Origin of the sequence: Pseudomonas putida NBRC 14164, from assembly GCF_000412675.1 — a bacterium.
Classification (GTDB): Bacteria; Pseudomonadota; Gammaproteobacteria; order Pseudomonadales; family Pseudomonadaceae; genus Aquipseudomonas; species Aquipseudomonas putida.
In genome coordinates, this window is sequence record NC_021505.1 from 206768 (window position 1) to 220155 (window position 13388).

The following is a 13388-nucleotide window of genomic DNA, read 5'->3' on the forward strand; positions in this document are numbered from 1 at the left end:
AACCCGCTCCCACAGGTGTGCACTACTCAAGGTCCACCGGTCTCCTGTGGGAGCGGGTTTACCCGCGAAGAGGCCGGTACAGGCTACAGATTCTGGTACTGAGCTGCCGCATTGCTCAGGATCTTGCCAATCTCTTCCCTCAATACCACAGGCTGCTCCACCACCAACCCATCCCCATGGCTCAACAGCCACCAGCGCAATGGCCAGCCGTCACTCACCGTGGCCCGCAACCGATGCCCATGCTCCAGCGCCGTCAGCTGCATGTCGCTGCTCAACGGTGCAACACGCAGTTGCCGCGCCAGTGCATCGCTGATCCGTGCCACCAGCTCCACCCCCTCACCCTTCGCCGGTTGCAATGCATCCCCCCGTAGGTGCGTCAGCAAGTCGAAGTTACCGCGCAACTCGCCCACTGCACTCGCCGACCAGTGCCAGCCGAACGGGATGCTCTTGTCATTGCGCTCTAGCGGAAAGATCAGCGACAGCTCATTGAGGTCGCGCTCGACAGTGCGTTTGCTGACCGTGAAGCCGACATCGCGCAGGCCCCAGACAAGCTCGGCGCTGGTAATGCCGGGGGAGCGGTTGGGCAGCTGGCGCAGCAGCGCCCACTGACGGCTGAGGGTGGCGCGAGTGGTGGCGAACGGCAAAATGTAACGTCCTTGTCTAGGCTTGCCGCAACAGGATGGCGGCACGCGTGCTGTATGGCAATTGGCCACAGCCTGCTCAGATCAAGGAACTCGCATTTGGTTGCCGTGTGCCGATTCGTTCGCGACAGGTTTTGACGTGACGTCACGCAGAATCACGCCTCATCACAGCCGAAGGTTGGGGTTGTGCGTCGTTCAATGAGGATGAACATGTCTGCTGCCAGCAATATCCATTCGCTGCTTGCCCGCCTTCTTCCCGAGCGGGTCATTGCGCCACCGGCCCCGGTCGGGAGGCGACAGTGGCTGTTTGCCGGTGTGGGTCTGCCCAGCCAGCGCTCGATGCTGGTCAACCGCCTGGATGAGGCCAGCGACCTGCAGGCGGTGTATGCCGACCTGCGCCGCCAGGCGTTGCTGGGCAACGTGGCGGCACTCAACGACCTCGGGTGGATCTGGCTCAACGGCAAGTACTGGCGTGCCGATACCGTGCTGGCCGGCCACCTGCTGCGCATGGCGGCCCTGCAAGGCAATGCCGCCGCTTGGTTCAACCTGGGGCAGCAGCATTACTTTGGCAAAGGCATCGACCCTTCCTACATGCAGGCAGCGGAGTGCTATCGGCAGGCCTTTGAGCGGGGCATGCTCCACGCGGCCGCGGCATTGGGCGACCTGTATGAGGAGGAGGTATGCGACGGCGACCTGGACTGGCAGGTCGACCTGGTTCAGGCCTACCAATGGTTCATGCGCGGGGCCGAGCGGGGTGAAGCACGCTGTCGCTTTGAGGTGGGTTACCGGCTGATGCACGGGCTGTATGTAGAGGCCGACCTGAAGGCCGCGCTGTACTGGCTGGAGCTGGCGGCAGCGGCGGGGGTGGTGCAGGCGGCAGAGGAGCTGGCGGTGCATTTCAGCAGCCGTGATGCAGCGCGCTATCAGGAATGGCGGGACCGGGCGGTGCAGATGGGCAGCACGCTGGCACTGACCATGAAGCTGGAAGACCAGATCCAGCCCTGATTTTTTTAGCCTGTGCGGGCCTCTTCGCGGGAAACCACAAGCCTCACAAATTGTGGGATACCTGTAGGTGCGGGTTTACCCGCGAAGAGGCCGGCACAGGCTAAAAAATGAACAACATTTAACCTGGTTGTCCGTCGCCCACTGTTGACGACAGGGGGAGGGCAAGGCGTATATTGATAGTTAGCAAACTATGAATATCCTTGGTTCCTTTCATGTCCCTTGATCTCCTGCGCCTGCAAGTCAGCAGTGGCATGGTGGTCGCCGCCCGTCATTGGCGGCGCATCTGCCATACCGCCCTGACCGGTTACGGCATTTCCGAAGCCTGCGCTGCGCCGCTGCTTATGATCGTGCGCCTGGGCGACGGTGTGCACCAGGTGGCCGTAGCCCAGGCTGCCGGCCTGGAAAGCCCGTCACTGGTGCGCCTGCTCGACCAACTGTGCAAGGCTGGCCTGGTGTGCCGCAGCGAGGACCCACTGGACCGTCGCGCCAAGGCCCTGAGCCTGACCACCGAAGGCCGTGCCCTGGCCGAGGCCATCGAAGCCGAGCTGGTGCGCCTGCGCCGCGATGTGCTCAACGGTATCGATCAGGCCGACCTGGAAGCCACCTTGCGCGTGCTGCGCGCCTTCGAAGCAGCCGGCCTGGGCGGTGTGGGCGGGGTGGCATGAACGGCTTCTTCAGCTCAGTACCACCGGCCCGCGACTGGTTCTACGGTGCGCGTACCTTCGCCGCCTCCATGATCGCCTTGTACATCGCGTTGCTCATGCAGCTGCCTCGCCCCTACTGGGCCATGGCCACGGTGTACATCGTCTCCAGCCCGTTCGTCGGCCCAACCAGTTCCAAGGCGTTGTACCGCGCCGTGGGCACGTTGCTGGGTGCCGGTGGCGCGATTTTCCTGGTGCCGCCGCTGGTGCAGTCGCCGTTGCTGCTGAGCATCGCCATCGCCCTGTGGACCGGCACCTTGCTGTTCCTGTCGCTGAACCTGCGCACGGCCAACAACTACGTGTTGATGCTGGCTGGCTATACCCTGCCGATGATCGCCCTGGCGGTGGTCGACAACCCGCTGGCGGTGTTCGACGTGGCGTCCTCCCGTGCGCAGGAAATTTGCCTGGGGATCGTCTGTGCGGCAGTGGTCGGCGCCATTTTCTGGCCGCGCCGGCTGGCCCCCGTGGTGGTCGGCGCCACCGGTAACTGGTTCACCGAGGCGATCCGCTACAGCGACACCTACCTGGCCCGCGAAGCCAGCGCCGACAAGGTCGGCGGCATGCGCGGGGCGATGGTCGCCACCTTCAACTCGCTGGAGCTGATGATCGGCCAGCTAGGCCACGAAGGTGCCGGCCCACATACCCTGAAGAACGCTCGTGAGCTGCGTGGGCGGATGATTCACCTGCTGCCGGTCATTGATGCGCTCGACGACGCACTTGTGGCCCTGGAGGGCCGAGCCCCGGCCCAGTTCGCCCAGCTTCAACCCTTGCTTGAAGCCGCGCGCGAATGGCTGAAAGGCACTGCTCACAGCGCTTCGGTAACGCGCTGGACCGCGCTGCACGAGCAGATCGACCGCCTGCAGCCCGGTGCCGCCGCCCTCGACCAGCGCGCCGAACTGCTGCTGTCCAACGCCCTGTACCGCCTGACCGAATGGGCTGACTTATGGCAGGACTGCTGCACCCTGCAGCACGCCTTGCGTACTGACGATGCCAAGCCTTGGCGCGCGGTGTACCGCCACTGGCGCCTGGGCCGCCTGACGGCATTCTTCGACCGTGGCCTGATGCTGTACTCGGTGGCCTCTACCGTACTGGCGATTGTGGTGGCGTGCGGCTTGTGGATTGGCCTGGGCTGGAACGACGGCGCCAGCGCCGTGATCCTTGCTGCCGTGTCGTGCAGCTTCTTTGCTGCCATGGACGACCCGGCGCCACAGATCTACCGGTTCTTCTTCTGGACGCTGATGTCGGTCATCTTCTCCAGCCTGTACCTGTTCCTGGTGCTGCCCAACCTGCACGATTTCCCGATGCTGGTGCTGGCGTTTGCCGTGCCGTTCATCTGTATCGGCACCCTGACCGTGCAGCCGCGCTTCTACCTGGGCACCTTGCTGACCATCGTCAACACCTCGACCTTCATCAGCATCCAGGGTGCCTACGACGCCGACTTCTTCACCTTCCTCAACGCCAACCTGGCCGGCCCCGTTGGCCTGTTGTTCGCGTTCATCTGGACCTTGGTGATGCGCCCGTTCGGCGTGGAGCTGGCGGCCAAGCGCATGACCCGCTTCGCCTGGCGCGACATTGTCGAAATGACCGAGCCGGCGACCCTGGCCGAGCAACGCCAGGTGGGCGTGCAGATGCTCGACCGCCTGATGCAGCACCTGCCGCGCCTGTCGCAAACCGGCCAGGACAGCGGCGTGGCACTGCGTGACCTGCGCGTGGGGCTGAACTTGCTCGACCTGCTGGCCTATATGCCGCGCGCCGGCCAGCAGGCCCGCGAGCGCTTGCGCACGGTGGTCGAAGAAGTCGGCGCGCACTACGCCGCCTGCCTGCGTGCCGGTGAGCGCCTGCATGCCCCGGCCGCGCTGCTGCGCAACATGGAACGCGCACGCCTGGCGCTGAACCTGGATGAATTGTACGAGCGTGGCGATGCCCGCACCCACCTGTTGCATGCCCTGAGTGGCCTGCGGCTGGCGCTGTTGCCGGGCGTGGAAGTGATGCTCGAACCCGCCGAACAACCGCAACTGCCCCCTGGCCTCGACGGAGCGCCCCTGTGATTGGTGAACTGGATATCAGCGGGGTGTTTCTGCCCACGCTGCTGGTGATGATGTTTGGCACCTACCTGGTGTTCCTGGGGGTGCACGCGGTGCTGGTGCGCCTGCATTTCTACCGCCTGGTCTGGCACCGGGCGTTGTTCAACGTTGCTCTGTATGCCGTGCTGCTTGGCGCGGTGGACCACTTTTGCCGAAACCTGATGCTGCCATGAAAAAACCTTTGCTGACCTTGGGCCGTGTGGTCCTGACCTTGCTGGTAGTGACCTTCGCCGCCGTGCTCGTGTGGCAGATGGTGGTGTACTACATGTTTGCCCCCTGGACCCGCGACGGCCACATCCGCGCCGACGTGATCCAGATCGCCCCCGATGTGTCGGGGTTGATCCAGAAGGTCGAGGTGCGCGACAACCAGACCGTCAAACGCGGTGACGTGCTGTTCACCATCGACCAGGACCGCTTCACCCTGGCCCTGCGCCAGGCCAAGGCCACCCTGGGCGAACGCCAGGAAACCCTGGCCCAGGCCTCACGCGAGGCGCAGCGCAACCGCAAGCTGGGCAACCTGGTGGCCGCCGAGCAGCTGGAAGAAAGCCAGTCCCGCGAGGCCCGAGCCCGCTCGGCTGTCAGCGAGGCCCAGGTGGCAGTCGATACCGCCCAGCTCAATCTCGACCGTTCGGTGGTGCGCAGCCCGGTGGACGGCTACCTGAACGACCGCGCCCCGCGTAACCACGAATTCGTCACCGCCGGCCGCCCGGTGCTGTCGGTGGTCGACAGCACCTCGTACCACGTCGATGGCTACTTTGAAGAGACCAAGCTGGGTGGCATCCACATTGGCGATGCCGTGGACATTCGCGTAATGGGCGACAACACCCGCCTGCGCGGCCATGTGCAGAGCTTTGCTGCGGGCATCGAAGACCGCGACCGCAGCAGCGGTGCCAACCTGCTGCCCAACGTCAACCCGGCGTTCAGCTGGGTGCGTCTGGCCCAGCGTATTCCGGTGCGCATCGCCTTCGATGAAGTGCCGCAGGACTTCCGCATGATTGCCGGGCGCACCGCCACGGTGTCGATCATCGAGGGCGAGCGCCCATGAAACAGCTGATCCTGGCCGGCCTGTGCCTGTCACTAGGGGCCTGCATGATGGTAGGGCCCGACTATGAGGTGCCCAAGGACGCGGCGGTGCAACGCAGCGACCTGAGCGGCCCCCTGCGCCAGGATGCCGACAGCGTGGTCTCGGCGCCGGTGCCCGAGGACTGGTGGCAGCTGTATCAGGACCAGCGGCTGAACGCGCTGGTGCGTCAGGCCCTGAGTGCCAACACCGAGTTGCGCGTGGCGGCGGCCAACATCGCCAAGGCCCGCGCCCAGGTCGAAGTGGCCGAATCGCAAGGTGGCTTCAATGGTGGCGTCAAACTCGGCGCCCAGCGGTTGCAGGAGTCGGGCGAAGCCTTCCTGCAGCCCGAGAAGGTACCAGTGGCCAACATTGGCGAGGCCATCATCAGTGCCTCTTACCAGTTCGACCTGTGGGGCACCTTCAAGCGCGGCACCGAGGCCGCCAAGGCCAATGCCGACGCTGTACAGGCCGCTGCCGATACCGCCCGTATCACCCTGGTGGCGGATGTGGTCAAGGCTTATACCCAGGTGTGCTCGGCCAACGAGGAACTCCACATCGCCCGTGAGTCGCTGGACCTGCAGGAGCAGAGCGTCACACTCAACCAGCGCCTGCGCGATGCTGGCCGCGGTGATGAAACCCAGGTCACCCGCTCGCAGACCCAGTTCAAATCCTTGCGCGCCGAACTGCCACGCTTCAAGGCCGAGCGCGAAACCGGCATGTACACACTGGCCGCGCTGCTGGCCAAGCCGGTCGACCAGTTGCCTGCCGGCACCGCAGATTGTGCCGAGCTGCCGCACCTGAACCAGCTGGTCCCGGTGGGTGATGGCGCCGCGCTGCTCAAACGTCGCCCCGACGTGCGCCAGGCCGAGCGCCAGCTGGCTGCTGCCACTGCCTACATCGGCGTGGCCACCGGCGCGCTGTACCCGGACATCAGCATTGGCGCCCAGGTCGGCACCATCGGCATTCTGGAAAATCTCGGCGAGCCTTCGACCAACCGCTGGGGCTTCGGCCCGCAGGTCAGCTGGACCATCCCCACCAATGGCACCCGTGCGCGTATTCGCATGGCCGAAGCCTCTACCCAGGCGGCGTTGGCGAACTTCGATGGCGTGGTGCTGAACGCCATTCGCGAAACCCAGACCCGCCTGGCGCAGTACAGCGCCCTGCTGGACCGGCGTGATGCCTTGGCCGAGGCAGAAAAATCGGCCAAGGAAGCGGCGGATCAGACCCACCGGTATTACCAGGCAGGGCGTGAATCGTTCCTGGCGGATTTGCAGGCCACGCGCACCTATACCGACATGCGTGCGCAGTTGGCGGCGGCCAATAGCCAGGTAGCCATGGGGCAGATCGGTGTGTTTCTGGCATTGGGTGGGGGCTGGAAGGCAGGTACGGCTGAGCCGCCACGCCCATAGATCTGCTAGTTACATGACCGTTTGAGAGTTCGCCATGCTCCGCCTGACTTAACCAGGTAGGTGGGGCATGGAAAAAGTTACGTGTGGTATGCCTGATGGCACTGTGAAAGGGCGGGCTGAGCGCTCTTGTGAAAAGTTCAGTTATGCGCCCTACGGTTTTGATGTTGCCCCGTTAGCGGGCGCGTTGGGTTTTGACGGACAGCCGCGCGATGGGGTAACTGGGTGTTATTTGCTAGGCGCCGGCTACCGGGCATACAACCCGGCGCTGATGCGCTTCAACAGCGCTGATAGCTGGAGTCCGTTCGGCAAGGGGGGGTGGCATGCCTATGCCTATGTCTCTTGTGATCCAGTGAATTTTTTCGATCCTACAGGGCATATGAGGCGTGTCAAACCCCTGAAACTTGACGTCAAGCGTGCAAATAGGCAAGGCCAATTTAACGCTTCGAGTTCTATTACAAGCCCCGTGAGCCCTCCTAAAGTAAAGCGGCTACGCGACAGGGATATGAAAGATTTGTCGCCTGCGGCAGAGCATAACTACAGTATCTTTGTCGACGCTATTGAAAAAGAAGGACTTTCATTTACCGAGGCTGCCAAAAAAATGGGAGATCCGAATTTAAAGATCACGAACAAAAAGCTGGGCCTTTGGCAAGTCCGTCTTGATGGTAGTCAGCGCATGACGTTCAGGGTAGGAGAAGATGAGGTGGAAATTCGTCAGGTAGGGGGGCACATGTGACTACAAGCGATGAGCAAAGACCCAAGAGATCCTTCCACCGTTGGCGTGGAAAGCTTTGACCTGTTTCGCCTGCAGCCCAATGTGCCGTTCAGTTACGCATTCTCCCAACTGTCAGTGTTACTTGGCTGCCAAAAACCTGGGGCCGCTGTGCGGCCCATCGCCGGCAAGCCAGCTCCCACAGGTACGTCACTGCGTTCAAGCCTCGTGTGTCACCTGTAGGGGCTGGCTTGCCGGCGATGGGAGGATAATCCCCAAACCCGCTCGCTTCGGGTTCAGGACAATGTCCAAGCCGTAACTGCTCTGAATGGGGACGATCCATGTTCCCTGCCTCCTGTTGGTTTGCACATCAGGCTAGTGACGATGGCTCAATTGGCGATTACTCAATTGGTACCCAGTGTTTCCTGTGGGATCGGCGTGGCCGCCATCGCCGGCAAAGCCATCCCCCACTGATCAGCGCAGGTTCTGAGGGCGGCGGAATGCTTGTCATCTGATTTGTAGCAAGATTTTTCATGAAATCCGCCCAGCACCCTTGAGCGAAGGCAAGTCGGAGTGAACAATGTTCTCTTTCGCATTCCCTTCGAGACTGGCCATGAAAACCCGTTCCTGTCTGCTTGCCTGGCTGCCGGCTATATTGCTTGGCCCGGTGCTGGCGCTGTGCAGCACCCTGGCGCAGGCCGAGTCCCCCGCCGAGGCCGGCAAGGCCCTGCACCTGCTGGACTACATCGGCGCCGACTACCCGCCGACCGTGCAAGGCGGCAAAGTGATCGACGAGGGCGAATACCGCGAGCAACAGGAATTCAGCGCGGTATTGGCCGACCTGGTCAAAGCCCTGCCCACAAATACCGAGCAAAAAGCCCTGGAACAGGGCGTCCAGGCGTTACGCCAGGCCATTGATCAGCGACAGGAGGGCACCGCTGTCGCCCGGCAGGCCCGCCAGCTGGGCGCGCGACTGGCAGTGGCCTACGAGGTCAGCCAGGCCCCGGTGATCACACCTGACCCGGCCCGTGGCGCTTCGCTTTATGCGCAAAACTGCTCGATCTGCCACGGAGACACCGGCGCAGGCGACGGCCCCGCTGGCGTGGGCCTGGAGCCTGCGCCCGCCAACCTGCGTGATGTCGTGCGTCTGGACCAGTTGAGCCTGTTCGACCTCTACAACACCCTGGCCCTGGGCATCGACGGCACTGAGATGCCGTCCTTTGCCGACCAGCTGGATGATCGCCAGCGCTGGGATGTGGCCGCCTATATCGCCAGCTTCACCGCCAAGCCGGAAGCCGGCAAAGGCGACAAGACCTGGAACATCGCCGACCTGGCTCGCCAGACCCCGGCCGAAGTCGCCGCCAACGAAGGCAGCGCGGTCGTGGAAGCTTTCCGTGCCCAGCGTGCCCAGCCGCCGCAAGTCAAGCGCGGCCCGGCGCAACTGCTCGAATACACTGCCAACACGCTGGACAAAAGCTTGGCCGCCTACCGCGCAGGTGACCACGACCAGGCCTATGACCTGTCGGTAGCGGCCTATCTGGAAGGCTTCGAGCTGGTGGAAAGCTCGCTGGACAACATCGACACCCAGGCGCGCAAGGACACCGAAAAATCCCTGATGGCCTACCGTCAGTCCCTGCAGGATGGCCTGCCCGTGGCTCAGGCCGAACAGCGTCTGGCTGAGGCAAAGAGCAGGCTCGACCAGGCCGCCAAGCTGTTGGGCAGCGACGGCCTGAGCTGGTCGCTGAGTTATATCTCCGGTTTGCTGATCCTGCTGCGCGAAGGCCTGGAGGCAATTCTGGTGCTGGCGGCGATCCTGGCCTTCCTCCGTAACACCGGGCAGCAGTCGGCGGTACGCAGCGTCAACATCGGGTGGGGGCTGGCGCTGGTCGCCGGGTTCGCCACCTGGGCGGTGGCGGCCTATGTGATCGATGTGGGCGGCGCCCAGCGCGAACTGCTGGAAGGCTGCACGGCGCTGTTTGCCGCGGTGATGGTGCTATGGCTCGGTGTATGGATGCATGACCGCCGCCACGCTGCTGCCTGGAAGGACTACATCAAAAGCAGCCTGGTCAGCGGCGGCGGGCGCTTTGGCTTTGCGATGCTGGCGTTTTTCTCGGTGTACCGCGAACTGTTCGAAGTGATCCTGTTCTACGAAACCCTGTGGTTGCAGGCAGGCCCTGCCGGGCACCAGGCGGTGCTGGCGGGTGGCGCCACGGCGCTGGTGCTGCTGGTGGGCCTGGCCTGGGTGATCTTGCGCGGTTCTGCCAAGCTGCCGCTGACGCTGTTCTTCAGCATCAACGCCGCGCTGCTTTGCGCGCTGTCGGTGGTGTTTGCGGGGCATGGCGTGAAGGCGCTGCAAGAAGCCGGGGTGCTGGGCACACGGCCGGTGGCGTTCTTCGAGTTCGATTGGCTGGGCATTCACGCTGATGCCTACTCGCTGTCGGCACAGGCGGTGGCCTTGCTGGCCATCGTGTTCCTGTATGGGCGCTCGTGGCTGGTGGAAAAGCGCAGGGCAACGGCCAACTGACCGGGGGCCGCAGCGCGGCCCCTTGTGATCTCTGTTCAGGCCGGCTGTGGCGCCTTGAGGATGTTCTGCAGCAGCTGGACACTGTCAACGGCGTCGTGACCCAGGCTGGTCAGGTAGCCGCCATCGGGTTGATCGGTCAGCCCCTTTTCATGCAGGCGTTGCGCAGCGGCGACCAGGGCAGGGGCGGCGTTGCTGTTTATCTTGATGCCTTCCTGGCTGCTGTCGTGTTTGAACAGCGCGAGTACTTCCAGTTCAGCGATCAGATCGGGGGTAAAAGACATGGCGACTCCTGACTTCCAGACAAGGATGGCGGCACCGCTTACGGTGCCTGACCTTCGAGTGTAGTCGGGTTATTCGTCCTCGCCTTGATCCATCTCAGGCGGCAGCTCCGGCAGCGCCCGCAACGCGTTCTCGTACCACTCGCCGTTGAACGCGCGGTCTTCCACCAGCATGTTGTCGATTTCAAAGGCCAGCACATGGGCCATCAGGTTGAGGATGTCCTCGCGCTCGTAACCGACCAGGGTCAGCTTGTTGAAGGTGGCCTTGGCCGCAGGCGGTTCGCCGCTTTCAATCTGGTTTTCGATGGCCTGGGTCAGTGTCGCCTCGGCGAAGGCTTCGTCGTCATTGTCGATGTCGGTGGGCTCGCTCATGGCGGTACTCCTGTGATGGGATGCACAGTGTGCCACGCCCGTGGCGGCAATGCCCGGGCATTGACGGGGTGCATGACGCTGGTCAGGGGCGGGCTTAGGGTCTATAAAAGCCGGGCCAACCCCTTACGGCCTGGAGGCTGTTACCTCATGCTCAAGCTTCATGGATTCTCGGTCAGCAACTACTACAACATGGTCAAGCTGGCCCTGCTGGAAAAAGGCCTGCCCTTCGAAGAAGTCACCTTCTATGGCGGCCAGGCGCCACAGGCGCTGGAAGTGAGCCCGCGGGGCAAGGTGCCGGTGCTGCAGACCGAGCACGGCTTCCTCAGCGAAACCAGTGTAATCCTCGACTACATCGAGCAGACCCAAGGCGGCAAGGCACTGCTGCCGGCCGACCCGTTCGGGCAGGCCAAGGTGCGTGAGCTGCTCAAGGAAATCGAGCTGTACATCGAGCTGCCGGCGCGTACTTGCTATGCCGAGTCGTTCTTCGGCATGTCGGTTGAGCCCTTGGTCAAAGAGAAAGCGCGTGCCGATTTGCTGGCCGGCTTTGCCACCCTCAAGCGCAACGGTCGCTTTGCGCCCTATGTTGCGGGTGAGCAGCTGACGCTGGCAGACCTGATGTTCTGCTTCTCGGTCGACCTGGCTTATGCCGTGGGCAAGAAAGTGCTGAACATCGACTTTTTGGCCGACTTCCCGCAGGCCAAGGCGTTGCTGCAGCTGATGGGCGAGAACCCGCACATGGCGCGGATCGTGGCGGACAAGGAAGCGTCGATGCCGGCCTTCATGGAGATGATCCGCAGCGGCAAGCGCTGAGTCTGGTGTTGAGCCCTTCGCGGGCATGCCCGCTCCCACAGGTCTGCACCGTTTTTGAAACTTGTGCAATACCTGTGGGAGCGGGCGTGCCCGCGAACGAGGGCGAAGCCCTCGCCTTGGGGGTTAGCGAGACGCCAACAGGGCCTTGCCACGAACAACGGCAGCGCGTACCTGCGCCGGTGCCGTACCACCAATGTGGTCACGGGCATTCACCGAGCCTTCCAGCGTCAGCACGGCAAACACGTCCTGCTCGATCTGGTCGCTGAACTGGCGCAGTTCGTCCAGGCTCATCTCGGCCAGGTCCTTGCCGGTGTCCACGCCGTACTTCACAGCGTGGCCAACGATTTCGTGGCAGTCACGGAACGGCAGGCCACGGCGTACCAGGTAGTCGGCCAGGTCGGTGGCGGTGGAGAAACCGCGCAGGGCCGCTTCACGCATGATGGCGTGCTTTGGCTTGATCGCCGGGATCATGTCGGCAAAGGCACGCAGCGAGTCGCGCAGGGTGTCGGCAGCGTCGAACAGCGGCTCCTTGTCTTCCTGGTTGTCCTTGTTGTAAGCCAGCGGTTGGCCTTTCATCAGGGTCAGCAGGCCGGTGAGGGCGCCGAACACGCGGCCGCTCTTGCCACGTACCAGCTCTGGCACGTCCGGGTTCTTTTTCTGCGGCATGATCGAACTGCCGGTGCAAAAGCGGTCCGGCAGGTCGATGAACTGGAACTGCGCGCTGGTCCACAGCACCAGCTCTTCCGAGAAGCGCGACAGGTGCATCATCGCCACGCTGGCAGCGGCGCAGAATTCGATGGCGAAGTCACGGTCCGACACGCCGTCCAGCGAGTTGCCGGCCACGGCTTCGAAGCCCAGCAGCTTGCAGGTCAGTTCGCGGTCGATGGGGTAGGTGGTGCCCGCCAGCGCGGCGCTGCCCAGGGGCATGCGGTTGGTACGCTTGCGGCAGTCGACCAGGCGCTCGTAGTCGCGGCTGAGCATTTCGAACCAGGCCAGCAGGTGGTGGCCGAAGGTGACCGGCTGAGCCGTCTGCAGGTGGGTGAAACCGGGCATGATAGTTTCGGCTTCACGCTCGGCCTGCTCCAGCAGGCCCTGCTGCAGGCGGGTGATTTCGGCCAGGATCAGGTCGATTTCGTCGCGCAGCCACAGGCGGATATCGGTGGCTACCTGGTCGTTGCGGCTGCGGCCGGTGTGCAGCTTCTTGCCGGTGATGCCGATGCGGTCGGTCAGGCGTGCTTCGATGTTCATGTGCACGTCTTCGAGGTCGACGCGCCAGTCGAAGTTGTCGGCTTCGATTTCGCCCTGGATGGTCTTCAGGCCATCGATGATGGTGTCGCGCTCGGCATCGCTGAGCACGCCGACCTGCGCCAGCATGGTGGCATGGGCGATCGAACCCATGATGTCGTGGCGGTACAGGCGCTTGTCGAAATCGACCGAGGCGGTGAAACGGGCGACGAAGGCGTCGACGGGCTCACTGAAGCGGCCGCCCCAGGACTGATTGGTCTTGTCGGTGCTCATGGATTCACTCATTGCAGGCGTGAACGAAAAAGTGGCGCCGATAATAGCAGGGTTGGGCTGGCTGCCGCAGGGCGCCGGTCGAGAGAAATGCCCGGAAAATGGCAGAGAAGGATTTTAAGGAATGAACGGCAGTGTTCCACGGACCGTCTACAGTTGGACAAAGGACTGGCGGTGAATCTGCCGTCCGAGTGAATCTTTGGCCATCGCACCGGTCTAGAGCGTGACCGCAGTGTCGCTCGAACCACACCTGTCTACGCTATACCTGTGCGAGACT

At 63.3% G+C, this 13388-nt stretch carries 12 protein-coding genes and 2 pseudogenes; 10 read left to right on the forward strand and 4 right to left on the reverse strand.

Annotation, left to right across the window (positions count from 1 at the left end):
- Positions 1-83: 83 nt before the first annotated feature.
- Positions 84-644 carry a WCX domain-containing protein gene (locus PP4_RS00880; RefSeq protein ID WP_016497469.1) on the reverse strand — a complete coding sequence of 187 codons (561 nt, stop codon included), beginning with the start codon at positions 642-644 and terminating at the stop codon, positions 84-86.
- A gap of 207 nt (positions 645-851) precedes the next feature.
- Here PP4_RS00880 and PP4_RS00885 point away from each other — a divergent pair, with 207 nt between their 5' ends.
- The 9 genes and pseudogenes from PP4_RS00885 to PP4_RS00920 all read left to right on the forward strand — a co-directional run bounded on the left by PP4_RS00885 (position 852) and on the right by PP4_RS00920 (position 10136).
- On the forward strand, positions 852-1646 hold the full coding sequence (locus tag PP4_RS00885; protein WP_016497470.1) for a tetratricopeptide repeat protein: 795 nt from the start codon (positions 852-854) through the stop codon (positions 1644-1646).
- Between the two features lie 212 nt (positions 1647-1858).
- Positions 1859-2311 (forward strand): MarR family winged helix-turn-helix transcriptional regulator, encoded by a 453-nt coding sequence (locus PP4_RS00890; RefSeq protein WP_016497471.1) that lies wholly within the window; start codon positions 1859-1861, stop codon positions 2309-2311.
- Positions 2308-4395, forward strand: coding sequence for an FUSC family protein (locus PP4_RS00895; protein ID WP_016497472.1), 2088 nt, complete (start codon positions 2308-2310; stop codon positions 4393-4395). The genes PP4_RS00890 and PP4_RS00895 overlap by 4 nt, the downstream gene beginning before the upstream one ends.
- Positions 4392-4604 (forward strand): DUF1656 domain-containing protein, encoded by a 213-nt coding sequence (locus PP4_RS00900; protein ID WP_016497473.1) that lies wholly within the window; start codon positions 4392-4394, stop codon positions 4602-4604. Before PP4_RS00895 ends, PP4_RS00900 begins: the two co-directional genes overlap by 4 nt.
- Positions 4601-5476: an efflux RND transporter periplasmic adaptor subunit gene (locus PP4_RS00905; protein WP_016497474.1), complete on the forward strand. Its 876-nt coding sequence runs from the start codon at positions 4601-4603 to the stop codon at positions 5474-5476. Before PP4_RS00900 ends, PP4_RS00905 begins: the two co-directional genes overlap by 4 nt.
- Positions 5473-6903 carry an efflux transporter outer membrane subunit gene (locus PP4_RS00910; RefSeq protein ID WP_016497475.1) on the forward strand — a complete coding sequence of 477 codons (1431 nt, stop codon included), beginning with the start codon at positions 5473-5475 and terminating at the stop codon, positions 6901-6903. The genes PP4_RS00905 and PP4_RS00910 overlap by 4 nt, the downstream gene beginning before the upstream one ends.
- A gap of 88 nt (positions 6904-6991) precedes the next feature.
- Positions 6992-7282, forward strand: a pseudogene (locus PP4_RS29960) (RHS repeat-associated core domain-containing protein); the annotation flags it as partial.
- Between the two features lie 363 nt (positions 7283-7645).
- Positions 7646-7765 (forward strand): annotated as a pseudogene (locus tag PP4_RS29965) (DUF3077 domain-containing protein); the annotation flags it as partial.
- Positions 7766-8192: 427 nt separating this feature from the next.
- Complete coding sequence (locus PP4_RS00920) at positions 8193-10136, forward strand: FTR1 family protein (RefSeq protein WP_016497477.1); 1944 nt, start codon at positions 8193-8195, stop codon at positions 10134-10136.
- Between the two features lie 35 nt (positions 10137-10171).
- Here the strand turns inward: PP4_RS00920 and PP4_RS00925 are convergent, their stop codons facing one another.
- Positions 10172-10417 carry a TIGR02647 family protein gene (locus PP4_RS00925; RefSeq protein ID WP_016484337.1) on the reverse strand — a complete coding sequence of 82 codons (246 nt, stop codon included), beginning with the start codon at positions 10415-10417 and terminating at the stop codon, positions 10172-10174.
- Positions 10418-10486: 69 nt separating this feature from the next.
- The gene (locus tag PP4_RS00930; protein ID WP_016497478.1) at positions 10487-10786 is read right to left on the reverse strand and encodes a hypothetical protein; all 300 of its coding nucleotides are present in this window, start codon (positions 10784-10786) and stop codon (positions 10487-10489) included.
- 147 nt (positions 10787-10933) lie between these two features.
- Between PP4_RS00930 and PP4_RS00935 the strand changes: the two genes are divergently transcribed.
- On the forward strand, positions 10934-11596 hold the full coding sequence (locus PP4_RS00935; protein ID WP_016484339.1) for a glutathione S-transferase: 663 nt from the start codon (positions 10934-10936) through the stop codon (positions 11594-11596).
- A gap of 123 nt (positions 11597-11719) precedes the next feature.
- On the opposite strand, the gene argH is transcribed toward PP4_RS00935, so the two are convergent.
- The gene (argH, locus tag PP4_RS00940) at positions 11720-13114 is read right to left on the reverse strand and encodes an argininosuccinate lyase (protein WP_016497479.1); all 1395 of its coding nucleotides are present in this window, start codon (positions 13112-13114) and stop codon (positions 11720-11722) included.
- Between the last annotated feature and the right edge of the window lie 274 nt (positions 13115-13388).

Excerpts from the sequence above, each read along its gene's own strand:
- PP4_RS00885 (WP_016497470.1), top strand. The coding sequence starts at position 852 with ATGTCTGCTGCCAGCAATATCCATTCGCTGCTTGCCCGCCTTCTTCCC.
- PP4_RS00890 (WP_016497471.1), top strand. The coding sequence starts at position 1,859 with ATGTCCCTTGATCTCCTGCGCCTGCAAGTCAGCAGTGGCATGGTGGTC.
- PP4_RS00895 (WP_016497472.1), top strand. The coding sequence starts at position 2,308 with ATGAACGGCTTCTTCAGCTCAGTACCACCGGCCCGCGACTGGTTCTAC.
- PP4_RS00905 (WP_016497474.1), top strand. The coding sequence starts at position 4,601 with ATGAAAAAACCTTTGCTGACCTTGGGCCGTGTGGTCCTGACCTTGCTG.
- PP4_RS00910 (WP_016497475.1), top strand. The coding sequence starts at position 5,473 with ATGAAACAGCTGATCCTGGCCGGCCTGTGCCTGTCACTAGGGGCCTGC.
- PP4_RS00920 (WP_016497477.1), top strand. The coding sequence starts at position 8,193 with ATGTTCTCTTTCGCATTCCCTTCGAGACTGGCCATGAAAACCCGTTCC.
- PP4_RS00925 (WP_016484337.1), bottom strand. The coding sequence starts at position 10,417 with ATGTCTTTTACCCCCGATCTGATCGCTGAACTGGAAGTACTCGCGCTG.
- PP4_RS00930 (WP_016497478.1), bottom strand. The coding sequence starts at position 10,786 with ATGAGCGAGCCCACCGACATCGACAATGACGACGAAGCCTTCGCCGAG.
- PP4_RS00935 (WP_016484339.1), top strand. The coding sequence starts at position 10,934 with ATGCTCAAGCTTCATGGATTCTCGGTCAGCAACTACTACAACATGGTC.
- argH (WP_016497479.1), bottom strand. The coding sequence starts at position 13,114 with ATGAGCACCGACAAGACCAATCAGTCCTGGGGCGGCCGCTTCAGTGAG.